Genomic DNA, 25,957 nt, shown 5'->3' with positions numbered 1-25,957 from the left:
TCAAGTATAACAATTAAGCAAGAAGGATTTAAAATGGCTAAACATGATTTGCATTTGACCCGTAACATCGGTATCATGGCTCACATCGATGCTGGTAAAACCACGACATCAGAACGTATTCTGTATTATACTGGTTTGACGCACAAGATCGGTGAAGTACACGACGGAGCTGCTACGATGGACTGGATGGAACAGGAGCAGGAACGTGGTATCACGATTACTTCCGCTGCTACGACCACTTATTGGAACTATGCAGGTAACAAGTATAAAATCAACTTGATTGATACTCCGGGACACGTGGACTTTACCGCTGAGGTAGAGCGTTCGCTGCGTGTGCTCGACGGTGCCGTTGCAACCTACTGTGCAGTAGGTGGCGTTGAACCGCAGTCTGAAACCGTATGGCGCCAGGCTGACAAGTACAACGTTCCCCGTATCGGCTATGTGAACAAGATGGACCGTTCGGGTGCCGACTTCTTCGAAGTGGTTCGCCAGATGAAGGACGTGCTGGGCGCCAATCCGTGTCCGGTAGTTATTCCTATCGGTGCCGAAGAAAACTTCAAGGGCGTTGTCGACCTGATCAAGATGAAAGCCATCTACTGGCACGACGAGACGCTGGGCGCCGACTATGAAATCGACGACATCCCCGCCAACCTGGTTGACGAAGCTCAGGAATGGCGCGACAAGATGCTCGAGAAGGTAGCTGAGTTCGACGAGTCACTGATGGAGAAATACTTCGACGATCCCACAACCATCACGGACGAGGAAATCCTGCGCGCCCTGCGTGCCGGAACCCTGAAGATGGAAATCGTTCCGATGCTGTGCGGTTCTTCGTTCAAGAACAAGGGTGTGCAGACACTGCTCGACTATGTTTGCGCCTTCCTGCCGTCTCCGCTGGATACTCCGAACATCATCGGTACGAACCCCACGACCGGTGCTGAGGAAGACCGCAAGCCGGATGAGGATGAGAAGACCGCTGCTCTGGCCTTCAAGATCGCTACCGACCCCTATGTAGGCCGTCTGACATTCTTCCGTGTATATTCCGGTAAGATCGAAGCAGGTTCCTACATCTACAACAGCCGTTCGGGCAAGAAGGAACGCGTTTCCCGTCTGTTCCAGATGCACTCCAACAAGCAGAACCCGGTAGACGTGATCAGCGCCGGTGATATCGGTGCCGGTGTAGGTTTCAAGGATATCCGCACGGGTGATACCCTCTGCGACGAAGATGCTCCGATCGTACTCGAGTCCATGGACTTCCCCGATCCCGTTATCGGTATCGCCGTTGAGCCCAAGACTCAGAAAGATATGGACAAGCTGGCCAACGGTCTGGCCAAGCTGGCTGAAGAAGACCCGACCTTCACGGTACGTACTGACGAGCAGACCGGTCAGACGGTTATCTCCGGTATGGGTGAGCTTCACCTGGATATCATCATCGACCGTCTGAAACGTGAGTTCAAGGTTGAATGTAACCAGGGTAAGCCCCAGGTGAACTACAAGGAAGCCATCACGAAGACTGTCAACCTCCGCGAGGTTTACAAGAAGCAGTCCGGTGGTCGTGGTAAGTTTGCCGACATCATCGTCAACGTAGGTCCGGTAGACGAAGACTTCAAGGAAGGCGGCCTGCAGTTCATCAACGAGGTGACTGGCGGTAACATTCCGAAGGAATTTATCCCCTCTGTACAGAAGGGCTTCCAGACTGCCATGAAGAACGGTGTACTGGCCGGCTTCCCGATGGACAGCCTGAAGGTGACACTGCTCGACGGTTCGTTCCACCCGGTAGACTCCGACCAGCTGTCATTCGAAATCTGCGCCATCCAGGCTTACAAGAACGCCTGCGCCAAGGCCGGTCCTGTGCTGATGGAGCCGATCATGAAGCTGGAGGTTGTAACTCCCGAAGAAAACATGGGTGATGTTATCGGCGACTTGAACAAGCGTCGTGGCCAGGTAGAAGGTATGGAATCGAGCCGCTCCGGTGCCCGCATCGTGAAGGCCATGGTTCCGCTGGCAGAAATGTTCGGTTATGTAACAGCTCTGCGTACCATCACTTCCGGCCGTGCCACTTCCTCCATGTCTTACGACCACCACGCACAGGTATCCACTTCCATCGCGAAGGCTGTGCTCGATGAGGTGAAGGGACACTCCGAACTCCTTTAATGAAATTCTGAAGCCCGCAGGTTAGCGTATGACTCTTAACCTGCGGTGCTTCTCCATTTAATAACAAGTTTAACAATAAACACTGATGAGTCAAAAAATTAGAATCAAATTGAAATCTTACGACCACAACTTGGTTGACAAGTCTGCCGAGAAGATTGTAAGAACAGTGAAGACGACGGGCGCCATTGTTAGCGGTCCCATTCCTCTTCCTACGCACAAGCGTATCTTTACTGTAAACCGTTCGACTTTCGTAAACAAGAAGTCGCGTGAACAATTCGAACTCTCTTCTTACAAGAGACTGATCGACATCTACAGCTCTACAGCCAAGACTGTCGATGCTCTGATGAAGCTGGAGTTGCCGAGTGGTGTGGAAGTAGAAATCAAAGTGTAAGTGTATTTTAAAAATTTAGTGAAATGCCAGGATTATTAGGAAAAAAAATCGGAATGACATCCGTTTTCAGTGCCGAGGGTAAAAACGTACCATGCACTGTTATCGAAGCAGGTCCTTGTGTTGTTACTCAAGTGAAGACCGTAGAAAAAGATGGCTATGCAGCTGTTCAGCTGGGCTTCCAGGACAAGAAGGAGAAGCATACCACGAAACCGCTGATGGGCCACTTCAAGAAGGCCGGAGTAACTCCCAAGAAACACTTGGCTGAGTTCAAAGAATTTGAGACAGAACTGAATCTCGGTGACACAGTGACCGTAGAACTGTTCAATGATGCTGACTTCGTCGACGTAGCCGGAACTTCCAAAGGTAAGGGCTTCCAGGGCGTCGTTAAGAGACACGGTTTTGGTGGTGTAGGCCAGACTACTCACGGTCAGCACAATCGTGCCCGCAAGCCGGGTTCTATTGGTGCTTGTTCTTACCCTGCAAAGGTCTTCAAAGGCATGCGCATGGGCGGACAGATGGGTGGTAACAGAGTGACTGTTCAAAACCTGCAAGTATTAAAGGTAATCGCGGAGCACAACCTCCTCTTGGTGAAGGGTTCTATCCCCGGTTGCAAAGGTTCAATCGTAATAATTGAAAAATAATGGAAGTTAGCGTATATAACATTAAAGGTGAAGACACCGGAAGAAAGGTTGCGTTGAACGAATCTATCTTCGGCATTGAGCCCAACGACCATGCCATCTACTTGGACGTAAAGCAGTTCATGGCTAACCAGCGTCAGGGTACTCACAAGTCTAAGGAAAGAAGTGAAATCAGCGGATCTACTCGTAAGATCGGCCGTCAGAAAGGCGGTGGCGGTGCACGTCGTGGTGACATGAACTCGCCTGTGCTGGTTGGTGGTGGTCGCGTTTTCGGTCCGAAACCCCGTGACTATTACTTCAAGCTGAACAAGAAAGTGAAGGCTCTGGCCCGTAAGTCTGCTTTGTCTTACAAAGCTCAGAACAATGCGATCATGGTTGTTGAAGACTTCGCATTCGAGGCTCCCAAGACGAAGAACTTTGTGGAAATGACAAAAAATCTTAAAGTTTCTGACAAAAAGCTGCTCATGGTTTTAGCAGAAGCAAATAAAAACGTATATTTGTCAGCTCGTAACATAAAGGGCGCTAATGTGCAGACTATCTCAGGGTTAAATACTTACAGAGTATTGGACGCTGGGACTGTCGTGTTTACTGAAAGTGCACTTTCTGCGATCAACAATATCTTAGCTTAATTTAAAAAAGGAGGCTTAAATAATGGGATTTATTATTAAACCGTTGGTGACAGAGAAGATGACCGCAATTACAGATAAGTCGAACAACCGTTTCGGCTTTATTGTGCGTCCTGATGCTAACAAGTTGGAAATTAAGAAGGAAGTTGAAGCCCTTTACAACGTTACGGTGGTTGATGTAAATACGATCAGATATGCCGGCAAGAACAAGAGCCGCTATACGAAGGCTGGTCTCATCAACGGACGTACCAATGCTTACAAGAAGGCAATCGTTACGTTGAAGGAAGGAGATACTATTGATTTTTATAGCAATATTTAATACAAATGGCAGTACGTAAATTTAAGCCCACAACACCGGGGCAAAGACATAAAATTATTGGTACTTTCGAAGAAATTACTGCACGGGTACCAGAAAAGTCTCTTGTATTTGGTAAGAAATCCTCAGGCGGTCGCAACAACGAAGGTAAGATGACCATGCGTTACATCGGTGGCGGCCACAAGAAGGTAATCCGTATCGTTGACTTCAAGAGAAATAAAGACGGTGTGCCTGCAGTGGTGAAGACAATCGAATACGATCCGAACCGTTCGGCCCGTATCGCTCTGTTGTTCTACGCTGACGGCGAAAAGAGATATATTATTGCTCCCAATGGATTGCAAGTTGGTGCGACTTTGATGTCAGGTGAAAATGCAGCTCCAGAGATTGGAAATGCACTTCCTCTTCAGAATATTCCGGTCGGTACTGTAATTCACAACATTGAATTGCGTCCGGGTCAGGGTGCCGCTCTGGTTCGTTCGGCCGGTAACTTCGCTCAGTTGACTTCAAGAGAAGGCAAGTACTGCGTTATCAAGTTGCCTTCAGGTGAGGTTCGTCAGATTCTCAGTACTTGTAAGGCTACTATCGGTAGCGTAGGTAACTCGGATCACGGGTTGGAGAGCTCAGGTAAGGCTGGTCGCTCTCGTTGGCTGGGACGTCGTCCTCGCAACCGTGGTGTGGTTATGAACCCGGTTGATCACCCGATGGGTGGTGGTGAAGGACGTGCTTCCGGAGGTCACCCGAGATCTCGCAAGGGATTGTATGCTAAGGGTCTTAAGACAAGAGCTCCGAAGAAACAATCGTCTAAGTATATTATTGAGAGAAGAAAGAAGTAACCTGATTAATTGAGAAAATTATGAGTCGTTCATTAAAAAAAGGTCCGTATATTAACGTCAAGCTTGAAAAGAAGGTGCTTGCCATGAATGAATCGGGCAAGAAAGTGGTAGTTAAGACCTGGGCCAGAGCTTCAATGATTTCGCCTGATTTTGTAGGCCATACTGTTGCAGTTCACAATGGAAATAAATTCATTCCTGTTTATGTTACCGAAAACATGGTGGGACACAAGCTGGGCGAATTCGCTCCGACCCGTACCTTCAGAGGTCATGCTGGTAACAAGAAAAAATAAGGCAGGATTCAATTGAAATAATAAAGTAATAATATAATGGGAGCAAGAAAAAAAATATCGGCTGAAAAAAGAAAAGAAGCCCTTAAGACCATGTATTTTGCGAAATTGCAAAATGTTCCTACTTCCCCCCGTAAGATGCGTCTCGTGGCTGACATGATTCGCGGGATGGAAGTGAACAGAGCGCTTGGCGTTTTGAAGTTCTCTTCGAAAGAGGCTGCAGCCAGAGTGGAAAAGTTGCTGCGCTCTGCAATCGCTAACTGGGAGCAGAAAAACGAACGTAAGGCTGAAAGCGGCGAACTGTTCGTAACCAAGATTTTTGTTGATGGTGGTGCTACGCTGAAAAGAATGCGTCCGGCTCCGCAGGGTAGAGGTTACAGAATCCGCAAGCGTTCTAATCATGTAACATTGTTCGTTGGTTCTAAAAGTAATAACGAAGATCAAAATTAAGGCAAATGGGACAAAAAGTTAATCCAATAAGCAACCGTTTGGGAATTATCAGAGGATGGGATTCCAATTGGTATGGTGGAAAGAATTACGGTGATTCTTTGCTGGAAGATAGCAAGATCCGCAAATATCTGAATGCTCGTCTTGCAAAAGCCAGCGTTTCAAGAATTGTCATCGAACGTACGCTGAAACTCGTGACGATTACCGTTTGTACTGCACGTCCGGGTATCATTATCGGTAAGGGTGGCCAGGAAGTTGACAAGCTGAAGGAAGAGTTGAAGAAGGTTACCGATAAGGATATTCAGATTAACATCTTCGAAGTGAAAAGACCTGAGCTCGATGCAGTTATCGTGGCTAATAACATCGCTCGCCAGGTAGAGGGCAAAATCGCTTATCGCCGCGCTATCAAGATGGCTATCGCCAACACGATGCGTATGGGCGCTGAGGGTATCAAAGTTTTGATTTCAGGACGTCTGAATGGTGCCGAAATGGCTCGTTCTGAAATGTATAAGGAAGGAAGAACTCCGTTGCACACTTTCAGAGCTGACATCGACTACTGTCACACGGAAGCGTTGACCAAGGTCGGTCTTCTCGGTATCAAAGTTTGGATCTGCAGAGGTGAAGTTTATGGCAAGAGAGAATTGGCTCCGAACTTTACACAAACCAAGGAAAGTGGCCGTGGAAGCAATAGCGGAAACAATGGCGGAAAGAACTTCAAAAGAAAGAAAAATAATCGCTAAACGAATTTGATTTTTTAGGAATTATGTTACAACCGAAAAAGACAAAATTCAGAAGACAGCAGAAGGGCCGCCAGAAAGGTAGTGCTCAGAGAGGCAACCAGCTGGCTTTCGGCTCTTTTGGTATTAAGGCTTTGGAAACGAAGTGGATCACAGGCCGTCAGATTGAAGCTGCGCGTAGTGCTGTGAGAAGATATATGCAACGTCAAGGACAGATTTGGATTCGTATCTTCCCGGACAAACCTATTACGAGAAAGCCTGCTGATGTACGTATGGGTAAAGGTAAAGGTAATCCCGAAGGATTCGTAGCACCTGTTACTCCGGGTAGAATCATTATCGAGGCAGAAGGCGTGTCTTACGAGATTGCAAAGGAAGCTTTGCGTCTGGCCGCCCAGAAGCTCCCTATCACAACGAAGTTTGTGGTTAGACGTGATTACGATATTCAAAATCAAAATGCGTAAGAGTTATGAAGATTGCAGAAATTAGAGAAATGTCTACCGCCGATTTGGCAGAAAGAGTAGAAGCCGAAGTGGCCAATTACAATCAGATGGTGTTGAACCATTCTATTTCTCCGTTGGATAATCCTGCTCAGATCAAACAATTACGCAGGACAATTGCGCGTATGAAAACAGAATTACGCCAAAGAGAACTTAACAATAAATGATGAGCTTGATGGAAGCAAGAAATTTAAGAAAAGAAAGAACAGGGGTTGTGTTGAGCAATAAGATGGACAAAACTATCACTGTTGCTGCCAAGTTTAAGGAGAAACACCCCATTTATGGTAAGTTCGTTAGCAAGACTAAGAAATACCATGCTCATGATGAAAAGAATGAGTGCAATGTAGGTGATACCGTACGTATCATGGAAACTCGTCCTTTGAGCAAGACCAAGAGATGGAGATTAGTAGAAATTGTTGAAAAAGCGAAGTAATTATGATACAAGCAGAATCCAGACTTACAGTATGTGACAACAGCGGAGCGAAGGAAGCTCTCTGTATCCGCGTTTTGGGCGGTACAGGTCGTCGCTATGCTTCTGTAGGAGACGTGATTGTCGTTTCTGTCAAGAGCGTCATCCCTTCAAGTGATATTAAAAAAGGTGCAGTGTCTAAGGCTTTGATTGTACGTACCAAGAAGGAAATCCGTCGTCCGGATGGCTCTTATATACGTTTTGATGACAACGCTTGCGTATTGCTGAACAATGCAGGTGAAATCAGAGGTAGTCGTATCTTCGGTCCCGTAGCTCGTGAACTGCGTGCTGCTAACATGAAAGTAGTGTCACTCGCTCCTGAAGTACTTTAATTTTTTCGTAAAAGATTTAAGTAATGAGTAAATTACATATTAAGAAAGGCGACACAGTTTACGTAAACGCTGGCGAAGACAAGGGCAAGACTGGTCGCGTATTGAAGGTTCTCGTTAAGAAGAATCGTGCGATCGTTGAGGGCATCAACATGGTTTCCAAGAGCACGAAGCCCAGCGCAAAGAACCCCCAAGGTGGTATCGTGAAGCAGGAAGCTTCCATTCACCTGTCGAACTTGAACCCGGTAGACCCCAAGACTGGCAAGGGTACTCGTATTGGTAGAAAATTGAGTGCGGACGGCACTTTAGTGCGTTATTCTAAAAAATCAGGAGAGGAGATTAAGTAATGAGCAATACTGCTAGCCTTAAGAAAGAATATGCAGAGCGCATTGCTCCTGCATTGAAGTCACAGTTCCAGTATTCTTCTTCCATGCAGATCCCTGTACTGAAGAAGATTGTAATCAACCAGGGTCTGGGTATGGCTGTGGCCGACAAGAAGATTATCGAAGTTGCAATCAACGAATTGACTGCCATCACCGGCCAGAAGGCTGTGGCAACGATTTCGCGCAAGGATATTGCCAACTTCAAGTTGCGTAAGAAAATGCCTATCGGCGTCATGGTGACATTGCGTCGTGAGAGAATGTACGAATTCCTCGAGAGATTGGTTCGTGTGGCTCTCCCCCGTATCCGTGACTTCAAGGGTATTGAAAGTAAGTTTGATGGTAAGGGTAACTACACGCTCGGTATTCAGGAACAGATTATCTTCCCTGAAATCAATATCGACAGCATTACCCGAATTCTGGGTATGAACATTACCTTCGTTACAACCGCCAAGACTGACGAAGAAGGTTATGCTCTGTTGAAGGAATTTGGTTTACCGTTTAAGAACGCTAAAAAAGATTGATAGATTATGGCAAAGGAATCAATGAAAGCACGCGAAGTAAGACGTGCCAAGTTAGTAGCCAGATATGCCGAGAAAAGAGCTGCTCTGAAGAAGATCGTTAGAACAGGTGAGCCTGCTGAAGCTTATGAAGCTGCACAGAAATTGCAGGACCTGCCGAAGAACGCTAACCCCATTCGTCTTCACAACCGTTGCAAGCTGACTGGTCGTCCCAAAGGATACATCCGTCAGTTCGGCATTTCGAGAATCCAGTTCCGTGAGATGGCTTCTAACGGTCTTATCCCGGGTGTTAAGAAAGCAAGCTGGTAATTGTTATTTTTAAATATTGTCAGGGTAGTCCTGATTAATTTAATTTATTTTTTATATGACTGATCCAATAGCAGATTATTTGACGAGGTTGCGGAACGCTATTCAAGCGAAGCACAGAGTTGTAGAAGTTCCGGCTTCAAATTTGAAAAAAGAAATCACCAAGATTCTTTTTGAGAAAGGCTACATTCTTAACTATAAGTTTGTAGAAGATGGTCCTCAAGGCACAATCAAGGTTGCTTTGAAGTATGATCCGGTAAACAAGGTAAACGCTATCAAGAAGTTGGAGAGAATTTCTTCTCCGGGTATGCGTAAATATACCGGTTACAAAGACATGCCGCGTGTTATTAATGGTTTGGGTATTGCTATAATATCTACTTCCAAGGGTGTAATGACCAACAAAGAGGCCGCTGAACTGAAAATCGGTGGTGAAGTTTTGTGTTATGTATATTAATAGGAGGAATTAGCAATGTCAAGAATAGGAAAATTACCCATTAGTATTCCCGCCGGAGTGACAGTCACTCTGAACGACAACGTGGTTACCGTAAAGGGACCCAAAGGTGAAATGAGCCAATACGTAAATCCTGCTATCAATGTTACTATCGAAGACGGTCATGTTGTGTTGGCTGAAAACGAATCTGCAATGCTGGACGATCCCAAGCAGAAGCATGCATTCCACGGCCTTTACCGTGCATTGGTTCACAACATGGTAGTCGGCGTATCTCAAGGATATAAGAAGGAACTCGAACTGGTCGGTGTAGGTTACCGTGCTTCCAATCAGGGCAACATCATTGAGCTGGCTTTGGGTTATACTCACAGTATCTTTATCCAGCTGCCTCCTGAAGTGAAAGTTGAGACGAAGTCTGAAAGAAACAAGAACCCTCTGATTATTCTGGAGTCTTGTGACAAACAGTTGCTGGGCTTAGTTTGCGCAAAAATCCGTTCTTTCCGTATGCCTGAACCGTACAAGGGTAAAGGTATTAAGTTTGTTGGCGAAGAAATTCGTAGAAAGTCTGGTAAATCAGCCGGTGCTAAATAATCATTTAAATTGATAGTATTATGACAACAAAAATAGAAAGACGAATTAAAATCAAATATAGAGTACGCAATAAGGTTTCCGGTACTGCTGAGTGCCCGCGTATGAGTGTATTTAGAAGTAACAAGCAAATCTATGTTCAGGTGATCGACGATTTGTCGGGCAAGACGTTGGCTTCCGCTTCTTCACTCGGTATGACTGAAAAGATGCCGAAGAAGGAACAGGCTGCCAAGGTTGGTGAACTGATTGCCAAGAAGGCTCAGGAAGCAGGTATTACGACTGTTGTTTTCGACCGTAATGGTTACTTGTATCATGGGAGAGTAAAAGAGGTGGCTGACGCTGCCCGTAACGGTGGACTTAAATTTTAATCATTATGGCAGGACTTAATAATAGAGTAAGAATCTCAAACGATATAGAACTGAAAGACAGATTGGTTGCTATCAATCGTGTGACTAAGGTAACCAAAGGTGGTAGAACTTTTAGTTTCTCTGCTATTGTTGTAGTTGGAAACGAAGAAGGCATCATCGGTTGGGGCCTTGGTAAGGCTGGTGAAGTGACTGCTGCCATTGCCAAAGGCGTTGAGTCTGCAAAGAAGAACCTGACGAAGGTACCCGTGCTGAAAGGTACTGTACCTCACGAACAGTCAGCTAAGTTCGGTGGTGCAGAGGTATTTATCAAGCCCGCTTCCCACGGTACCGGTGTGGTTGCCGGCGGTGCTATGCGTGCCGTATTGGAGAGTGTTGGTGTAACGGACGTTTTGGCTAAGTCCAAAGGTTCTTCTAACCCCCACAATCTGGTAAAGGCCACTATCCTGGCATTGAGCGAAATGCGTGATGCCCGTACCGTTGCCCAGAACAGAGGTATTAGTGTTGAAAAAGTATTTAGAGGATAAGGAGGAATATTATGTCGACTATAAAGATTAAACAGATTAAAAGTAGAATTGGTGCTCCGGCTGATCAGAAGAAGACTCTCGATGCACTGGGACTTCATAAGTTGAATCGTGTGGTTGAACACGAATGCACTCCTTCAATTCTTGGAATGGTAGATAAGGTAAAGCACTTGGTTACCATTGTGAAGTAATTATTTGTTGAATAATAAAACGAATTACAATATGAACTTAAGTAATTTAAAACCTGCCGTAGGTTCTACTAAAACTAGAAAGAGAATTGGACGTGGTCCGGGATCTGGTTTGGGAGGAACTTCTACCAGAGGTCATAAAGGTGCTAAGCAAAGATCTGGATACTCTAAGAAGATTGGTTTCGAAGGCGGTCAGATGCCTCTGCAGCGCCGTGTGCCCAAGTTCGGTTTCAAGAACATCAACCGTGTAGAGTACAAGGCCATCAATCTGGAAACGATTCAGAAACTTGCCGAAGCCAAGAACCTTCAGACTGTAGGTATCAACGACTTTGTAGCTGCTGGTTTCATCTCTGCTAACCAGTTGGTAAAAGTATTAGGTAACGGAACTTTGACTGCTAAGTTGGATGTACAGGCTCATGCATTCTCCAAGAGTGCTGCAGCTGCCATCGAAGCTGCTGGTGGACAAGTAGTAAAACTCTGATTCAATGAGAAAAGCTATTGAAACATTAAAGAATATATGGAAAATTGAGGATCTGAGACAACGGATCCTCATTACCATATTGTTTGTAGCGATTTACCGTTTCGGTTCGTATGTCGTATTGCCGGGTATCAACCCGTCGATGCTGACTCAATTGCATCAACAAACAAGCGAGGGCCTTTTAGCCTTGTTGAACATGTTTTCGGGAGGTGCGTTCTCGAATGCGTCTATTTTCGCATTGGGAATCATGCCTTATATCACTGCCTCCATCGTTATCCAGCTGCTGGGCATTGCGGTTCCGTATTTCCAGAAGCTGCAGCGTGAAGGTGAGAGTGGCAGAAGAAAGATGAACCAGTACACTCGTGTGCTGACTATCTTTATCCTGCTGGTACAGGCTCCTTCCTATTTGATTAACCTTAAGATGCAGGCCGGTCCTTCCTTAAATGCTTCATTAGATTGGACTCTGTTTATGATTACTTCTACCATCATATTGGCGGCCGGAAGTATGTTTATTTTGTGGCTTGGTGAGCGTATTACCGATAAAGGTATCGGTAACGGTATCTCGTTGATCATCATGATTGGTATCATTGCGCGTCTTCCCCAGTCGTTCGTTCAGGAACTGACTTCCCGTGTCACTGAAAAGGCCGGTGGTCTGGTGATGTTCCTGATTGAAATGGTGGTGCTGCTCATTGTTATCGCATTTGCCATTCTGCTGGTACAGGGAACTCGTAAGATTCCCGTACAGTATGCAAAGAAGATTGTCGGTAACAAGCAGTATGGCGGTGCACGTCAGTACATTCCCTTGAAGGTGAATGCCGCTAATGTGATGCCTATCATTTTTGCACAGGCTATCATGTTCATCCCCATTACCATCATCGGTTTGTCGAGCAAGGCTAATGAGATGAGCGGTTTCATGCGTGCGTTTACTGATCATACAAGCTTCTGGTATAACCTGGTATTTGCAGTGCTGATCATAGTATTTACTTATTTCTATACTGCAATTACTATCAATCCGACTCAAATGGCCGAAGATATGAAGAGAAACAACGGCTTCATTCCGGGTATCAAGCCGGGCAAGAGCACTGCCGAGTATATCGACGTTATCATGTCGCGTATCACTCTGCCGGGTTCCTTCTTCCTGGCGCTGGTTGCCATCATGCCTGCTTTTGCTGGTGTGTTCGGTGTGAAGGCCGAGTTTGCTCAGTTCTTTGGTGGAACATCTTTGTTGATTCTTGTTGGTGTAGTCCTCGATACGCTGCAGCAGGTTGAAAGTCATTTGTTGATGAGACATTATGACGGTTTGTTGAAGTCCGGACGTATCAAGGGCCGTAGCGGAAATATAGCTGCCTATTAATAGTTTTTTGAAGTGATATTTCTTAAGACAAATGATGAAATAGAGTTGCTGCGCGCCAGCAATCTGCTCGTGGGCCGAACCTTGGCTGAGATAGCCAAGGTTATCAAGCCCGGAGTCACAACACTCGAGCTGGACAAAGTGGCGGAGGAATTCATCAGAGATCATGGTGCCATCCCGACGTTCAAGGGTTTTCCCAATCCGTATGGTGGGCCGTTTCCGGCTTCTATCTGTACTTCGGTGAACGAGCAGGTGGTACATGGCATCCCGGGCAATGTGGTGTTGAAGGACGGTGATATTGTATCGGTCGACTGCGGTACGTACATGAACGGTTTCTGCGGTGATTCGGCTTATACGTTCTGTGTGGGTGAAGTCAGTGAGGAAGTCCGCAACCTGTTGAAGGTAACCAAGGAGGCGCTGTACATCGGCATTGAAAATGCAGTTCCCGGCAAACGCTTGGGTGACATCGGATATGCCATACAGGAGCATTGCGAGTCTCATTCCTACGGTGTGGTCCGCGAGTTTGTCGGACACGGCATCGGGAAGGAGATGCACGAAGATCCTCAGGTTCCCAATTATGGGCGTAGAGGTACGGGTACGATGCTCAAGCGCGGACTCTGCATTGCCATCGAACCGATGATTACGCTGGGCGACCGGCATGTAGTTATGGAGCCCGACCGCTGGACGGTCCGTACGCGCGACAGGAAGTGTGCCGCTCACTTTGAGCATACCATTGCGGTGCGCGAAGGAAAGGCAGACATCCTTTCATCATTCGAGTTTATAGAAGAAGTATTAGGAGACCAAGCAATTTAAAAGATTAATATGGCTAAGCAATCTGCAATAGAACAAGATGGAGTTATCGTTGAAGCATTGTCTAATGCAATGTTTCGCGTTGAATTAGAAAATGGACATGAGATTACTGCTCATATTTCCGGTAAGATGAGGATGCACTATATCAAGATTTTGCCGGGAGATAAGGTGAGAGTCGAAATGTCTCCTTACGATTTATCGAAAGGAAGAATTGTATTCAGATATAAATAAATTTAAGATATGAAAGTAAAAGCATCCTTAAAGAAACGTACGCCAGAGTGTAAGATCGTTAGACGTAATGGCCGTTTGTATGTTATTAACAAGAAAAATCCTAAGTATAAACAACGTCAAGGATAATTTATTATTTTTGCAAAAAAAATAATTTAGTATATGGCTATAAGAATAGTTGGTGTCGATTTGCCTCAGAATAAGAGAGGAGAAATTGCGTTGACCTATATCTACGGTATAGGTCGTAGTAGTTCAGCAAAAATTTTGGATAAAGCAGGTGTTGACAAGGACCTGAAAGTAAAAGACTGGACGGATGACCAGGCAGCCAAGATTCGTGAGATCATTGGTGCCGAGTACAAAGTAGAAGGTGATCTTCGTTCTGAAGTTCAACTGAACATCAAGCGCCTGATGGATATCGGTTGCTATCGTGGTGTCCGCCATCGTCTGGGCTTGCCTGTTAGAGGTCAGAGTACAAAGAACAACGCCCGTACTCGTAAGGGTAAGAAGAAAACCGTTGCTAATAAGAAAAAAGCTACTAAATAATAATTGTTGATATGGCAAAAAAAACAGTTGCAGCAAAAAAGAGAAATGTAAAGGTGGATGCCAACGGACAGTTGCACGTTCATTCATCCTTCAACAACATCATTGTTTCTCTGGCAAATAGCGAAGGTCAGATTATCTCCTGGTCTTCTGCCGGAAAGATGGGTTTTAGAGGTTCTAAGAAGAACACTCCGTATGCAGCACAGATGGCTGCCCAGGATTGCGCCAAAGTGGCTTACGATCTTGGCTTGAGAAAGGTAAAGGCTTATGTAAAGGGTCCGGGTAACGGTCGTGAGTCCGCTATCAGAACTATTCACGGAGCCGGTATCGAGGTTACCGAAATCATCGACGTAACTCCGCTGCCTCACAATGGATGTCGTCCTCCTAAAAGACGTAGAGTTTAAGATTTACCTTTATTACAAAGCATGAAACTTGATTTTGTTATTGGATTGTACTTTTCTTCTCTGCAATCGCGGCTGCAACAAATTGAGTTCATCAATTAAACAATTAAATATTTAAAAGAAAATGGCTAGATATACTGGACCAAAATCAAGAATCGCCCGTAAATTCGGTGAAGGTATCTTCGGAGCAGATAAAGTTTTGTCTAAGAAGAACTATCCTCCCGGACAGCACGGTAACTCCAGAAAGAGAAAAACTTCTGAATACGGTGTGCAACTTCGTGAGAAGCAGAAAGCAAAATATACTTACGGTGTATTGGAAAAACAATTCCGCAACCTGTTCGAGAAGGCAGCTACACTGAAAGGTATTACCGGTGAAATCCTGTTGCAGTTGCTGGAGTGCCGTCTGGACAACGTAGTATTCCGCTTGGGTATCGCTCCCACGCGTGCTGCTGCCCGCCAGCTGGTAAGCCACAAGCACATCACTGTTGACGGTGAGGTAGTGAACATTCCTTCCTACTCTCTGAAAGCCGGTCAGGTGGTTGGTGTTCGCGAGCGTTCGAAGTCTCTGGAAGTAGTTGCCAACTCGTTGGCTGGCTTCAACCACAGCAAGTATCCTTGGCTGGAGTGGGACGACAATGCAAAGGTAGGCAAGCTCCTGCACGTACCCGAAAGAGCTGACATTCCTGAGAACATTAAGGAACATTTGATCGTAGAATTGTACTCTAAATAATAATTGATTTCATGGCGATATTAGCATTTCAAAAACCTGATAAAGTTTTAATGTTGGAAGCGGACTCTAAATTCGGCAAGTTCGAGTTTCGTCCGTTGGAGCCCGGTTTCGGTATTACCGTGGGTAATGCACTGCGCCGCATCCTGCTTTCTTCATTGGAAGGTTTTGCCATCACCACCATCAAAATCGAGGGTGTTGAGCACGAATTTTCCAGTGTCCCCGGTGTAAAGGAGGATGTTACTAACATTATCTTGAACCTGAAGCAAGTACGGTTCAAGCAAGTAGTAGAAGAATTCGAGAGCGAAAAGGTAAGTATCACGATCGAGAATTCGAGTGAATTTAAGGCAGGTGACATAAGTAAGTATCTGACTGGATTTGAAGTGTTAAATCCTGAATTAGTTATTTGTCATTTAGATTCAAAAGCTACGATGCAGATAGACATTACAATCAACAAAGGCCGTGGTTATGTTCCCGCTGACGAGAACCGTGAATACTGCACTGATGTGAATGTAATTCCTATCGACTCCATTTATACTCCGATACGTAACGTCAAGTACCAGGTGGAAAACTACCGCGTAGAGCAGAAGACTGACTACGAGAAACTGGTGCTCGAGATTACTACCGACGGTTCCATTCACCCGAAAGAGGCGCTGAAGGAAGCTGCAAAAATCCTGATCTATCACTTCATGCTCTTCTCCGACGAGAAGATCACGCTCGAGAACAACGATGCCGACGGCAATGAAGAGTTTGATGAGGAAGTATTGCACATGCGTCAGTTGCTGAAGACCAAGCTCGTCGATATGGACCTCTCTGTTCGTGCCCTCAACTGCTTGAAGGCTGCCGACGTCGAGACCCTGGGCGATCTGGTACAGTTCAACAAGACCGACCTCCTGAAGTTCCGCAACTTCGGTAAGAAATCGCTGACCGAGCTTGATGATTTGCTGGACAGTCTGAATCTGTCGTTTGGAACCGATATTTCTAAATATAAATTAGATAAAGAATAAACAATGAGACATAACAAGAAATTCAACCATCTGGGTCGTACTGCTTCTCACAGAAACGCTATGTTGGCCAATATGGCGTGCTCTCTGATCAAGCACAAAAGAATCACTACGACCGTTGCAAAGGCTAAAGCTCTGAAGAAGTTTGTTGAGCCGCTGATCACCAAGTCAAAGAACGACACTACAAACTCCCGTCGTGTAGTATTTAGCAACTTGCAAGACAAGTATGCTGTAACTGAACTGTTCAAGGAAATCTCTGTAAAGATTGCCGACCGTCCGGGTGGCTACACTCGCATCATCAAGACTGGTAACCGTCTGGGTGACAACGCCGAGATGTGCTTCATCGAACTCGTTGACTACAACGAGAACATGGCTAAGGACAAGGTGGCCAAGAAGGCAACCCGTACGCGCCGTTCTTCCAAGAAGGCTGTCGCTACGGAAGCTGCTCCCGCTGCAGAGGCTCCTGCAACTGAAGCTCCTGCTGAAGAAGCAAAGGCTGAGTAATCCGACACTATTCTTATATGATATGAAAGCCGTCCCAGGGATTGGGGCGGCTTTTTTTATGCCCTGGCGGGTTCATGCCGTGCTCCGTGAGGGTACAAGGCAGTGCTCCGTTGCCCGCTGACGCAGTGCTTTGTGAGGGTGCCTGCCAGTGCTTCGTCGGGTGGTGTGGCAGTGCTTTGTGGGGACGGGTTGATGTATTTGCATGTCCGGCACCGATAATTCCCCGCTTTTTTATACCTTTGCCCGCGTATCAAGAACTTTTATGTGTTATCCGAACGTTATGGACAAGAAATACAACCGATTCTGGCTGGCGGTGGGCATCATTGTGCTCACCCTCTTTCTGGACCAGCTTATCAAGATCGAGGTGAAGACCCACATGTATTACGGGCAGAGCATCCGCATCACGGACTGGTTCTACATTGCTTTCATCGAGAACAACGGCATGGCCTTCGGCATGCAGGTGATGCCCAAGGCGGTGCAGACGCTGATGCGGCTGGTGTTCTCGGGTGTCATCCTGTGGTACATCTGGCGGCTGGCCAAGGCGCGCTTCAAGATGGGTTACATCGTGTGCATCGCACTGATTTTTGCAGGGGCGGTGGGCAATGTCATCGACAGCATCTTCTACGGCGCCATCTTCAGCGAGAGCACGCGGATGAGCATTGCCACGTTCGTGCCGGCGGGGCAGGGTTATGCTGACTGGCTGTACGGGCGTGTGGTGGACATGTTCTACTTCCCGCTGTTCGAGTTCGACTGGCCGTCGTGGATGCCTTTCGTGGCAGGCAAGCATTTCATTTTCTTCAGTCCCGTCTTCAACCTGGCCGATGCGGCTATCAGCTGCGGAACCATTGCCGTGCTGCTGTTCTATTCGCGTACGTTCGGCGAAAGTTTTGCGCTGTTCAAGAAGAAGGACTGATTTTTTTTGCACCACAGATTACACGGATTTACACAGATTATGTTTTTTATCAGTCGATAGCTGAGTAGGAGAAATCTGTGTAAATCCGTGTAGTCTGTGGTGTCTCTTTTTTATAGATCCATGGCAATCCCCATCTTCTTCATGAGGAAGCAGGCGTTCATGTTCTGCGCCACGCCGGGGCGGAGGCGGTAGGAGAAAGTCAGCTCGTCGCCGGTGATGTCGGCTTCGAAGCGGAAGTTGTCGATGCAGTCGGGGAAGCGGTCCTTCAGTGTACCCAGCAGCAGGTCGTGCGTGGCGATGATGCCGTTGGCCTGCAGACGCACCAGCTGTTGGACGAGGGCGAACGAACCCCGCTGTTTGTCGGCCGAGTTGGTGCCCTTCAGAATTTCGTCGAGGATGATGAAGAGCTGCTCGCCGCTTTGCAGGCGGTCGATGACGGACTTCAGCCGCTTCAGCTCGGCGAAGAAGTAGGACTCGTTGTCGCTGAGCGAGTCGGTAGTGCGCAGGCTCGTCATCAGTCGGGCGGGGTAGAGTGACATCTGCTTGGCACAGACGGGCGCGCCGATGCAGGCCAGCAGGTAGTTCACGCCGATGGTGCGCAGGTAGGTGCTCTTGCCCGCCATGTTGGCCCCCGTGATGATGATGAAGGCGGGGCGGCGGGTCATGCGGATGTCGTTGCACACGCAGCGGTCGCGCGGGATGAGCGGATGGCCCATCGTCTCGGCCACCAGCTGGAAAGGCGTTTCCGTGTTGTCCGTCCCCGTGTTTGTATCGCCCAGAATGTCGGGGTAGGAGTATCCCTCCGGATGGTTGTAGGCGAACGTGCCCAGCGAGCAGAGTGCGTCCATCTCGCCGATGGCCTCCAGCCAGTGCGGCAGTTCGCCCGCATGGACTTCCTTCCACGCCTCGATGCGCATAATCTGCCAAAGCTCCCAGAAAAAGCAGCCGTTCAGCACGGTGTACATCAGGTAATTGTTGCGCTGGTCCAGCTCGTTCATCAGTTTCACCAGCCGCCGGATGGCCTGCGAGGCCTGTCGGCGGTCACCTCCAATCTTGTCTTTGACGGCCCGCAGGAGCGGGGCTTCCATCGGCTCCTCGTCCATCGTCTGCAGCAGCTGGGCGTAGGTGCCCAGGATGCGGAGCTTCTGTCCGTAGACGCTCTGTACCTTGGTGATCTGCCGCGTGAAGGCGAAGCTGGCTACCACGATGCCGAACCACAAGACGCCCCATACGTTGCCCGGCAGCACGCCCGTCACGACACCCAGGAGGCAGAGGAGGTTGACCGCCGTCACCACGTGGGGCAGCCGTCGCAGCAGGCCGCGGTTGCGGTAGCGGACGGGGCTTTGTGCCCACTCCAGCAGCTCGGCACGGTCGGCCGCCTGCCCCTTGTTCAGCAGGCCCAGGATGCGGAAGTGCTGGCGGAATGACGGCTTGCCCGCCAGTTCCTGCACGGCCTCCTGCCGGCGGAGGATGGGTTCCCGCTTGTCTAGGTGGCAGGCCATCCACCCGGCCAGCTGTTCGCGTCCGAGGCGGGTGCACGTGCGGTTGACGTACTGGAAGAGCGAGCGGGGACCGAAGACGTCGAGGTCGTACGTATAGGGATGGGCCGGGTCGGCAAATTCCTTGCCGTCGTCGAAGGCCGAGGTATCCTGGTCGAGCGCGGCCAGCTCCTGTCGGTTCACCTCCTGCCGCTTCTCCTGATAGTCCTTCCGCAGGAACAGGCGGTTGTGGTACTTCACCAGCAGCAGGAAGGGCAGCAGGCAGGCGGCCGTCACGGCATACATCAGCGCGCCCTGGCCCCACAGGCCTATTACCGCCGCCACGGCTCCGCCGAAAAGCAGCAGGCGCAGGGTGCCGGTGCGGTAAATCAGTCGTTGCGTCTTTGTCACTTCGCCGGCCGCGCGTTCGGCATCCTGCCGGTAGGCGGCGCGTATTTCGTTTTCGCTCATCATAAGTTGTTCAGTGTTGGTTTGCGTGGCAAAGGTATGAAAAGTCGGCAGAAGTACGAAGTCCGCCGTCGCTTTTGTGGGCTTTCTCCAGCTTTCCTTCGACTTGTTCCGTACAATGCTGGTATTCAGCACAATCGTTTCCTTTGGTTTTCCCGGGCAGATTATAGCTGGTTTGATGGTTGTTCTGAGGAACGAGGCCGGCAGCAAACCGCAGCCAATGATACCCGACTATGCAGGCGGGGCGAAAACGGATGACAATCCGGTGCTGGTTGTCTGCCGTTTGAAACATTTTTAGCCGCAGGCTTGCAGGTTTTTCCAAAATGCCTTACCTTTAGCTCGCAAAACCAACGAACCGGAAAAAGGAGACTTTCAGATATGAAGAAATGGGTAGTGTTGCTGGCATTGTTAGGCGTCTCGGGGCTGTTCCTGCCTTGCGAGGCGCAGCAGATTATGTATGCCAACCTGCGCGAACTGGTGGAGTGCGACGGCGACACGGTGACGACGTTGCGGGTGGAGCGTCGCAGCAAGAACCAGATACTGCTGATGGGTGGAGGTGACTACCGCATCGAGGCGGTGGACAACCGTGGCCTGAGCCGTTATCTGAACCGTCGCTGCTATGCGGTGCGGATTGATACGGCCCTCTACGTCAACTGCCGCAAGATGCGCTACAAGCGCTACCGCTTCGGCAACTGCTATGCGGCCACCATGCACGTGGGCGACAAGTTCTACTTCTGTGCCCAGCCCGTCGGCCAGGCTGCCACGAGCACGGCCCAGTCGCCCGACGCCACGAAGCTGGGCGGCGAGGTGGGCGATGCCATTGCCGCGTCGGCGCTGGTGGCTGCCCGCGTGTTCTACGAAATCAATCCCGAGACCGGCCGTGCCGAGTTTGTGGGCAAGGACAAGATGATGTCCCTCCTCGAGGGCCTTCCCGAACTGCAGGAGAACCTCCGGCTGGAAACGAGCGAGTCGGCCGGCGTGATGGTACGCTACCTGCGGGCCCTGAAGCAGAGCCGCAGCGAAGACTGACGGGGGCTTTGCCATTTGCTTTTTGTTTTTAAGGGGTTATATCGCTGGCTGCGGGGCGGAATACAGCCTTCGCAATAAAAAAATTCTCTTTTTTCTTTCATTTCCTTCATTTTTCCCAATTCTTTCCAGAATGACTGCTTTCCTTTGCAGTACGAAAACGAGAAAAAAGACAGAAATCAAATTTAGTAATAACCCTTTAAAAACTTACGATTATGAAAAAATTGTTCCTCTTACTGGTAAGCGTGTTCACCATTCAGCTGGCATCGGCCGACAACGACAAACCCATCACCTTCGAGCAGCTCCCCGCCGCCGCACAGCAGTTTGTCAAGAAGCATTTCGCCTCGGAGAAAGTGGCCTTTGCCAAGGAAGACTCCGAACTGTTCGACACCTCCTACGAAGTGATGTTCACCAGCGGCAGCAAGGTGGAGTTCAACAAGAAAGGCGAATGGACCGACATCCAGTGCCGTATGTCGGAGGTGCCTGCTGCCGTTGTTCCGCAGCCCATCCAGAAGTTTGTGGCCGACCGCTATCCCGATGCTGAAATTGTCAAGCTGGAGAAGGACCGCTATTCCTACGAAGTACAGCTCAGCAACCGTTGGGAAATCAAGTTCGACACGAAGTTCAACGTCATCGACATGGACGCTGACGACTAAACCGCTCCCGAAACCTGTTTTTCTGACTATTTGATAAATAATCCCGGTATTTCATTGCAAATATCGGGATTGTTTTGTATATTGCGCCAAGTAAACTTCGTCTTGATTGACAATTTGTAACCTCTAATCTCCGTTTATTATGGAAATATCTCTGAGCAAGGTGCTTCCGCCTTACCCCTCGTTCGTCGAGGGCATCCGCCGTGCTCCCGACCGCGGCTACACGCTCGATGCGGCCCGGACGGCCGTGGCGCTGAAGAATGCCCTCCGTTACATCCCGCCCGAGCTGCATAGCCAGCTGGCCCCCGAATTTCTGGAAGAACTCCGCACGCGCGGCCGCATCTACGGCTACCGCTACCGTCCGCAGGGCGACCTCAAGGCCAAGCCCATCGACGAATACCGCGGCCGCTGCATCGAAGGCAAGGCCTTCCAGGTGATGATCGACAACAACCTGGCCTTCGACGTGGCCCTCTATCCCTACGAGCTCGTCACCTATGGCGAGACGGGACAGGTGTGCCAGAACTGGATGCAGTACCGCCTGCTGAAGATGTACCTCGAAGAGCTGACACAGGACCAGACGCTCGTGGTGGAGAGCGGCCATCCGCTAGGGTTGTTCCGCTCGAAGCCCGAAGCGCCGCGCGTCATCCTGACCAACGCCCTGATGGTGGGCCTCTATGACAACCAGGAAGACTGGCACACCGCCATGCAGATGGGCGTGGCCAACTACGGGCAGATGACCGCCGGCGGCTGGATGTACATCGGGCCGCAGGGCATCGTGCACGGCACGTTCAACACCCTACTCAACGCCGGACGACTGAAGCTGGGCATTCCGCAGGACGGCAATCTGGCCGGACGCCTATTCGTCTCCTCGGGCCTGGGCGGCATGAGCGGCGCACAGCCCAAGGCAGCCGTCATGGCCGGAGCGGCAGCCATCATTGCCGAGGTGGACGCGTCGCGCATCGCCACCCGCCACGATCAGGGCTGGGTGCAGGAGGTGACCGACTCCATCCCCCATGCCTTTGCCTTGGCCCAAAAGGCTATGAAGCACGGACAGCCCCTGTCCGTGGCCTATCACGGCAACATCGTCGACCTGCTGGAGTATGCCGTGCGCGAGGGCATCCGTCCCGACCTGCTTTCCGACCAGACTTCGTGCCATGCCGTCTACGACGGCGGCTACTGCCCCGCAGGGCTGACCTTCGAGGAACGTACCCGCCTGCTGCACGAAGACACCGCCCGCTTCCACGAGCTGGTGGACGCTTCGCTGCGCCGCCACTATCAGGCCATCCGTCAGCTGGTGGAGTGGGGCACCTACTTCTTCGACTATGGCAACTCCTTCCTGAAGGCCGTCTACGATGCCGGTGTCCGCGAGATAGCCCGCGACGGCAGTGACAAGAACGGCTTCATCTTTCCCAGCTACGTGGAGGACATCATGGGGCCCGAACTCTTCGACTACGGCTACGGCCCCTTCCGCTGGGTGTGCCTGAGCGGACGGCACGAGGACCTGGTGAAGACCGACCGTGCCGCCATGGAGTGCATCGACCCCACGCGCCGCGGCCAGGACCTGGACAACTACAACTGGATACGCGACGCCGAGAAGAACAACCTCGTGGTGGGCACGCAGGCCCGCATCCTCTACCAGGATGCCGAGGGACGGCTGAAGATAGCCCTGCGCTTCAACGAAATGGTGCGCCGCGGCGAAGTGGGGCCCATCATGCTGGGGCGCGACCACCACGACGTGAGCGGTACGGACTCCCCCTTCCGCGAGACGGCTAACATCAAGGACGGCAGCAACGTCATGGCAGACATGGCCGTGCAGTGCTTTGCGGGCAACTGCGCCCGTGGCATGAGCCTCGTAGCCCTGCACAACGGGGGCGGCGTCGGTATCGGCAAGGCCATCAACGGCGGCTTCGGCATGGTGTGCGACGGCTCCGAGCGGGTAGACCGGATCCTGCGCTCGGCCATGCTGTGGGACGTGATGGGCGGTGTGGCCCGCCGTTCGTGGGCCCGCAATCCGCATGCCATGGAGACCAGTGCCGAGTTCAACCGCACGCATGCCGACGGATACCACATCACGATGCCCTACCTGGCCGACGACCGGCTGATACAGGAACTCATTCAATAGACCTTTAACGCTGACCTTATGAACAGAATCATGGAATGCGTCCCCAACTTCAGCGAGGGACGCGACTTGCAGAAGATAGACAAGATTGTGGCCCCCTTCCGTGCGCGGGCCGGAGTGAAACTGCTGGACTACAGCAACGATGAAGACCACAACCGCCTGGTGGTGACCGTGGTGGGCGAACCCGAACCCCTGCGCGACGCCGTGCTCGAAGCCATCGGCGTGGCGGTGGAGCTGATTGACCTCAACCACCACCAGGGCCAGCATCCCCGCATGGGAGCTGTCGACGTGGTGCCCTTCATCCCCATCCGGGGCGTGACGATGGACGATGCCATTACCCTGTCGCGGGAAGTGGGCGAAGAAGCAGCCCGGCGGTACGGCCTGCCCGTGTTCCTCTACGAAAAGTCGGCCACGGCTCCCCACCGGGAAAACCTGGCCGCCATCCGCAAGGGTGAATTCGAAGGCATGGCCGAGAAGATACACCAGCCCGAGTGGAAGCCCGACTTCGGCCCTGCTGAACGCCATCCGACGGCCGGCACCGTGGCCATCGGAGCCCGCATGCCGCTGGTGGCCTACAACATCAACCTCTCGACACCCAGCCTGGAGATAGCCCACGACATCGCCAAGAAGATCCGCTTCATCGGCGGCGGCCTGCGCTACTGCAAGGCCATGGGCGTGGAACTGAAGGACCGCGGCATCACGCAGGTGTCCATCAACATGACCGACTATACCCGCACGGCCCTCTACCGTGCCTTTGAGCTGGTGCGCATCGAGGCCCGCCGCTACGGCGTGAGCATTGTGGGCAGCGAAATCATCGGCCTGGTGCCGATGGAGGCACTGATAGACACCGCTTCCTATTACCTCGGACTGGAGAACTTCTCCCTGCGCCAGGTGCTGGAAGCCCGGATCATGGAAGAATGACGGAGGAAGGCTATGGCAGAAAACCTGATTATATTCAATGCCCGTGTGGTCACCCCGACTGGTTTCTCGGCCCGGAAAGGCCGGGAGATGGCGGAAGTGCAGGTGCTGGAGAATGCGACGGTCGAAGTGACGGACGGCCTCATCACCTACGTGGGGCCCAACCGTGGCGAGAGCCGTGACGGCTATTACCAGCACTACTGGCACTACAACGCCCGCGGACGGTGTGTGCTGCCCGGCTTTGTGGATTCGCACACCCACTTTGTGTTCGGCGGCGAGCGGGCCGAGGAATTCTCCTGGCGGCTCAGGGGCGAGAGCTACATGAGCATCATGCGGCGGGGCGGCGGCATCGTCAGTACCGTGAAGGCTACCCGCGCCAGCAACTTCATCCGCCTGCGTGCCCGTGCCGAGGATTTCCTGAAGCGCATGTTGGCCATGGGTGTCACCACCGTCGAGGGGAAGAGCGGCTACGGGCTCGACAAGTCCACCGAACTGCTCCAGCTGAAGGTGATGCAGAGCCTGGCCTGTGACGAGCACCGGCGGGTGGACGTGGTGCCCACCTTCCTGGGCGCCCATGCCGTGCCTGCGGAGTATGTGGGGCGGACGGACAACTATGTGGACTTCCTGATACGCGAGGTCCTGCCCTGTGTGGTGAAGAACGGGCTGGCCGAGTTCTGCGACGTGTTCTGCGAGGAGGGCGTCTTCTCCCTCGAACAGTCGCGCCGCCTGCTGCTGGCCGCCCGCGAACAGGGCCTGGCTCTGAAGCTGCATGCCGACGAGATTGTTTCCCTGGGCGGAGCCGGTCTGGCTGCCGAGCTGGGAGCCGTTTCGGCCGACCACCTGCTCCATGCCTCCGACGCCGACATCGACGCGATGGCCTCGCGGGGTGTGGTGGCCACGCTGCTGCCGCTGACGGCTTTCGCCCTGCGCGAGCCCTATGCCCGTGCCCGGCAGATGATTGACGCCGGTTGCGCCGTGGCCCTGGCCACCGACCTGAATCCCGGCAGCTGCTTCTCCGGCTCCATCCCGCTGACCTTTGCCCTGGCCTGCATCTACATGCAGATGTCCGTGGAGGAGGCCATCACTGCCCTGACGCTGAACGGCGCGGCGGCACTGAACCGGGCCGACCGCATCGGCAGCATCGAGGTGGGCAAGAAGGGCGACTTTGCCGTGCTCGATACGGACAACTATCACTTCCTGCCCTACTATGTGGGCATGAACTGCGTCTATACCACCATCAAGGAAGGGGTCATTTGGCCTATTGCCTGACGGATGGAACTGATTTTATGATTGTATCA

At 50.7% G+C, this 25,957-nt stretch carries 39 protein-coding genes; 37 read left to right on the top strand and 2 right to left on the bottom strand.

Features of this window, described 5'->3' with window-relative positions:
* Positions 1-33 precede the first annotated feature (33 nt).
* From fusA to BQ7483_RS13495, 32 genes are all read left to right on the top strand, one after another.
* Complete coding sequence (fusA, locus tag BQ7483_RS13650; protein WP_072546286.1) at positions 34-2,151, top strand: elongation factor G; 2,118 nt, start codon at positions 34-36, stop codon at positions 2,149-2,151.
* Between the two features lie 85 nt (positions 2,152-2,236).
* The gene (rpsJ, locus tag BQ7483_RS13645) at positions 2,237-2,542 is read left to right on the top strand and encodes a 30S ribosomal protein S10 (protein WP_004291244.1); all 306 of its coding nucleotides are present in this window, start codon (positions 2,237-2,239) and stop codon (positions 2,540-2,542) included.
* A 23-nt stretch (positions 2,543-2,565) separates the two neighbouring features.
* On the top strand, positions 2,566-3,183 hold the full coding sequence (gene rplC / locus BQ7483_RS13640; protein ID WP_072546285.1) for a 50S ribosomal protein L3: 618 nt from the start codon (positions 2,566-2,568) through the stop codon (positions 3,181-3,183).
* Complete coding sequence (rplD, locus tag BQ7483_RS13635; RefSeq protein WP_022020056.1) at positions 3,183-3,809, top strand: 50S ribosomal protein L4; 627 nt, start codon at positions 3,183-3,185, stop codon at positions 3,807-3,809. Before rplC ends, rplD begins: the two co-directional genes overlap by 1 nt.
* A 22-nt stretch (positions 3,810-3,831) precedes the next feature.
* Positions 3,832-4,125 carry a 50S ribosomal protein L23 gene (gene rplW / locus BQ7483_RS13630; protein WP_022020055.1) on the top strand — a complete coding sequence of 98 codons (294 nt, stop codon included), beginning with the start codon at positions 3,832-3,834 and terminating at the stop codon, positions 4,123-4,125.
* Between the two features lie 5 nt (positions 4,126-4,130).
* Positions 4,131-4,955 (top strand): 50S ribosomal protein L2, encoded by an 825-nt coding sequence (gene rplB, locus BQ7483_RS13625; protein WP_022020054.1) that lies wholly within the window; start codon positions 4,131-4,133, stop codon positions 4,953-4,955.
* A 20-nt stretch (positions 4,956-4,975) separates the two neighbouring features.
* Positions 4,976-5,245, top strand: coding sequence for a 30S ribosomal protein S19 (gene rpsS / locus BQ7483_RS13620; protein WP_002558070.1), 270 nt, complete (start codon positions 4,976-4,978; stop codon positions 5,243-5,245).
* 36 nt (positions 5,246-5,281) lie between these two features.
* The gene (rplV, locus tag BQ7483_RS13615; protein WP_004291236.1) at positions 5,282-5,692 is read left to right on the top strand and encodes a 50S ribosomal protein L22; all 411 of its coding nucleotides are present in this window, start codon (positions 5,282-5,284) and stop codon (positions 5,690-5,692) included.
* 5 nt (positions 5,693-5,697) lie between these two features.
* Positions 5,698-6,429, top strand: a complete 732-nt coding sequence (gene rpsC, locus BQ7483_RS13610) for a 30S ribosomal protein S3 (protein ID WP_072546284.1) — start codon at positions 5,698-5,700, stop codon at positions 6,427-6,429.
* Positions 6,430-6,452: 23 nt separating this feature from the next.
* Complete coding sequence (gene rplP, locus BQ7483_RS13605; RefSeq protein ID WP_072546283.1) at positions 6,453-6,887, top strand: 50S ribosomal protein L16; 435 nt, start codon at positions 6,453-6,455, stop codon at positions 6,885-6,887.
* A 5-nt stretch (positions 6,888-6,892) separates the two neighbouring features.
* A complete protein-coding gene (rpmC, locus tag BQ7483_RS13600; protein ID WP_072546282.1) occupies positions 6,893-7,090 on the top strand; it encodes a 50S ribosomal protein L29 in 198 nt (65 codons plus the stop codon).
* A complete protein-coding gene (rpsQ, locus tag BQ7483_RS13595; RefSeq protein WP_113740847.1) occupies positions 7,087-7,356 on the top strand; it encodes a 30S ribosomal protein S17 in 270 nt (89 codons plus the stop codon). Before rpmC ends, rpsQ begins: the two co-directional genes overlap by 4 nt.
* 2 nt (positions 7,357-7,358) lie before the next feature.
* A complete protein-coding gene (gene rplN, locus BQ7483_RS13590; protein ID WP_072546281.1) occupies positions 7,359-7,724 on the top strand; it encodes a 50S ribosomal protein L14 in 366 nt (121 codons plus the stop codon).
* A 23-nt stretch (positions 7,725-7,747) separates the two neighbouring features.
* On the top strand, positions 7,748-8,068 hold the full coding sequence (rplX, locus tag BQ7483_RS13585) for a 50S ribosomal protein L24 (protein ID WP_072546280.1): 321 nt from the start codon (positions 7,748-7,750) through the stop codon (positions 8,066-8,068).
* Positions 8,068-8,625 (top strand): 50S ribosomal protein L5, encoded by a 558-nt coding sequence (gene rplE, locus BQ7483_RS13580; protein ID WP_072546279.1) that lies wholly within the window; start codon positions 8,068-8,070, stop codon positions 8,623-8,625. Before rplX ends, rplE begins: the two co-directional genes overlap by 1 nt.
* 6 nt (positions 8,626-8,631) lie before the next feature.
* Positions 8,632-8,931 (top strand): 30S ribosomal protein S14, encoded by a 300-nt coding sequence (gene rpsN / locus BQ7483_RS13575; RefSeq protein ID WP_072546278.1) that lies wholly within the window; start codon positions 8,632-8,634, stop codon positions 8,929-8,931.
* A gap of 55 nt (positions 8,932-8,986) precedes the next feature.
* Complete coding sequence (gene rpsH / locus BQ7483_RS13570; RefSeq protein ID WP_022161560.1) at positions 8,987-9,382, top strand: 30S ribosomal protein S8; 396 nt, start codon at positions 8,987-8,989, stop codon at positions 9,380-9,382.
* Positions 9,383-9,397: 15 nt separating this feature from the next.
* Positions 9,398-9,967, top strand: coding sequence for a 50S ribosomal protein L6 (rplF, locus tag BQ7483_RS13565; RefSeq protein ID WP_072546277.1), 570 nt, complete (start codon positions 9,398-9,400; stop codon positions 9,965-9,967).
* Positions 9,968-9,987: 20 nt separating this feature from the next.
* Positions 9,988-10,332, top strand: a complete 345-nt coding sequence (gene rplR, locus BQ7483_RS13560; protein WP_072546276.1) for a 50S ribosomal protein L18 — start codon at positions 9,988-9,990, stop codon at positions 10,330-10,332.
* A 5-nt stretch (positions 10,333-10,337) separates the two neighbouring features.
* Complete coding sequence (gene rpsE / locus BQ7483_RS13555; RefSeq protein WP_072546275.1) at positions 10,338-10,856, top strand: 30S ribosomal protein S5; 519 nt, start codon at positions 10,338-10,340, stop codon at positions 10,854-10,856.
* An 11-nt stretch (positions 10,857-10,867) separates the two neighbouring features.
* Entirely contained in the window at positions 10,868-11,044 is a 177-nt protein-coding gene (gene rpmD / locus BQ7483_RS13550) for a 50S ribosomal protein L30 (RefSeq protein WP_072546274.1), read from the top strand.
* A gap of 31 nt (positions 11,045-11,075) precedes the next feature.
* Positions 11,076-11,522, top strand: coding sequence for a 50S ribosomal protein L15 (gene rplO, locus BQ7483_RS13545; protein WP_072546273.1), 447 nt, complete (start codon positions 11,076-11,078; stop codon positions 11,520-11,522).
* Between the two features lie 4 nt (positions 11,523-11,526).
* Positions 11,527-12,873 (top strand): preprotein translocase subunit SecY, encoded by a 1,347-nt coding sequence (gene secY / locus BQ7483_RS13540; RefSeq protein ID WP_072546272.1) that lies wholly within the window; start codon positions 11,527-11,529, stop codon positions 12,871-12,873.
* Positions 12,874-12,885: 12 nt separating this feature from the next.
* Positions 12,886-13,683 (top strand): type I methionyl aminopeptidase, encoded by a 798-nt coding sequence (map, locus tag BQ7483_RS13535; protein ID WP_072546271.1) that lies wholly within the window; start codon positions 12,886-12,888, stop codon positions 13,681-13,683.
* Positions 13,684-13,692: 9 nt separating this feature from the next.
* The gene (infA, locus tag BQ7483_RS13530) at positions 13,693-13,911 is read left to right on the top strand and encodes a translation initiation factor IF-1 (protein WP_002558052.1); all 219 of its coding nucleotides are present in this window, start codon (positions 13,693-13,695) and stop codon (positions 13,909-13,911) included.
* A 9-nt stretch (positions 13,912-13,920) separates the two neighbouring features.
* Entirely contained in the window at positions 13,921-14,037 is a 117-nt protein-coding gene (gene ykgO, locus BQ7483_RS13525) for a type B 50S ribosomal protein L36 (protein ID WP_072546270.1), read from the top strand.
* Between the two features lie 33 nt (positions 14,038-14,070).
* Entirely contained in the window at positions 14,071-14,451 is a 381-nt protein-coding gene (gene rpsM / locus BQ7483_RS13520; protein WP_072546269.1) for a 30S ribosomal protein S13, read from the top strand.
* Positions 14,452-14,462: 11 nt separating this feature from the next.
* Entirely contained in the window at positions 14,463-14,852 is a 390-nt protein-coding gene (gene rpsK / locus BQ7483_RS13515; RefSeq protein WP_005656474.1) for a 30S ribosomal protein S11, read from the top strand.
* 121 nt (positions 14,853-14,973) lie between these two features.
* A complete protein-coding gene (gene rpsD, locus BQ7483_RS13510) occupies positions 14,974-15,579 on the top strand; it encodes a 30S ribosomal protein S4 (RefSeq protein ID WP_072546268.1) in 606 nt (201 codons plus the stop codon).
* 11 nt (positions 15,580-15,590) lie between these two features.
* Positions 15,591-16,583: a DNA-directed RNA polymerase subunit alpha gene (locus BQ7483_RS13505; RefSeq protein WP_022019531.1), complete on the top strand. Its 993-nt coding sequence runs from the start codon at positions 15,591-15,593 to the stop codon at positions 16,581-16,583.
* Between the two features lie 3 nt (positions 16,584-16,586).
* Complete coding sequence (gene rplQ, locus BQ7483_RS13500; RefSeq protein ID WP_072546267.1) at positions 16,587-17,084, top strand: 50S ribosomal protein L17; 498 nt, start codon at positions 16,587-16,589, stop codon at positions 17,082-17,084.
* A gap of 280 nt (positions 17,085-17,364) precedes the next feature.
* A complete protein-coding gene (locus BQ7483_RS13495) occupies positions 17,365-17,997 on the top strand; it encodes a lipoprotein signal peptidase (protein WP_072546266.1) in 633 nt (210 codons plus the stop codon).
* 110 nt (positions 17,998-18,107) lie between these two features.
* On the opposite strand, the gene BQ7483_RS13490 is transcribed toward BQ7483_RS13495, so the two are convergent.
* Positions 18,108-19,949: a MutS family DNA mismatch repair protein gene (locus BQ7483_RS13490; RefSeq protein WP_072546265.1), complete on the bottom strand. Its 1,842-nt coding sequence runs from the start codon at positions 19,947-19,949 to the stop codon at positions 18,108-18,110.
* Between the two features lie 7 nt (positions 19,950-19,956).
* Positions 19,957-20,265, bottom strand: coding sequence for a hypothetical protein (locus BQ7483_RS13485; RefSeq protein WP_139247667.1), 309 nt, complete (start codon positions 20,263-20,265; stop codon positions 19,957-19,959).
* A 56-nt stretch (positions 20,266-20,321) separates the two neighbouring features.
* Between BQ7483_RS13485 and BQ7483_RS13480 the strand changes: the two genes are divergently transcribed.
* The 5 genes from BQ7483_RS13480 (at position 20,322) to hutI (ending at position 25,928) form a co-directional block, all read left to right on the top strand.
* Positions 20,322-20,972 (top strand): DUF6563 family protein, encoded by a 651-nt coding sequence (locus BQ7483_RS13480; protein ID WP_072546263.1) that lies wholly within the window; start codon positions 20,322-20,324, stop codon positions 20,970-20,972.
* 212 nt (positions 20,973-21,184) lie between these two features.
* Positions 21,185-21,625 (top strand): PepSY-like domain-containing protein, encoded by a 441-nt coding sequence (locus BQ7483_RS13475; RefSeq protein ID WP_022019536.1) that lies wholly within the window; start codon positions 21,185-21,187, stop codon positions 21,623-21,625.
* A gap of 139 nt (positions 21,626-21,764) precedes the next feature.
* Positions 21,765-23,744, top strand: a complete 1,980-nt coding sequence (locus BQ7483_RS13470) for a urocanate hydratase (protein ID WP_072546262.1) — start codon at positions 21,765-21,767, stop codon at positions 23,742-23,744.
* Positions 23,745-23,762: 18 nt separating this feature from the next.
* The gene (gene ftcD, locus BQ7483_RS13465; protein WP_022019538.1) at positions 23,763-24,662 is read left to right on the top strand and encodes a glutamate formimidoyltransferase; all 900 of its coding nucleotides are present in this window, start codon (positions 23,763-23,765) and stop codon (positions 24,660-24,662) included.
* Positions 24,663-24,674: 12 nt separating this feature from the next.
* Entirely contained in the window at positions 24,675-25,928 is a 1,254-nt protein-coding gene (hutI, locus tag BQ7483_RS13460; protein ID WP_072546261.1) for an imidazolonepropionase, read from the top strand.
* The last annotated feature ends 29 nt before the right edge of the window (positions 25,929-25,957 follow it).

The organism is Mediterranea massiliensis, from assembly GCF_900128475.1.
GTDB classification, from domain to species: Bacteria; Bacteroidota; Bacteroidia; order Bacteroidales; family Bacteroidaceae; genus Bacteroides; species Bacteroides massiliensis_E.
The sequence above is the reverse complement of the archived record's forward strand: the minus strand, read 5'-3'. Positions and strand labels throughout refer to the sequence as shown.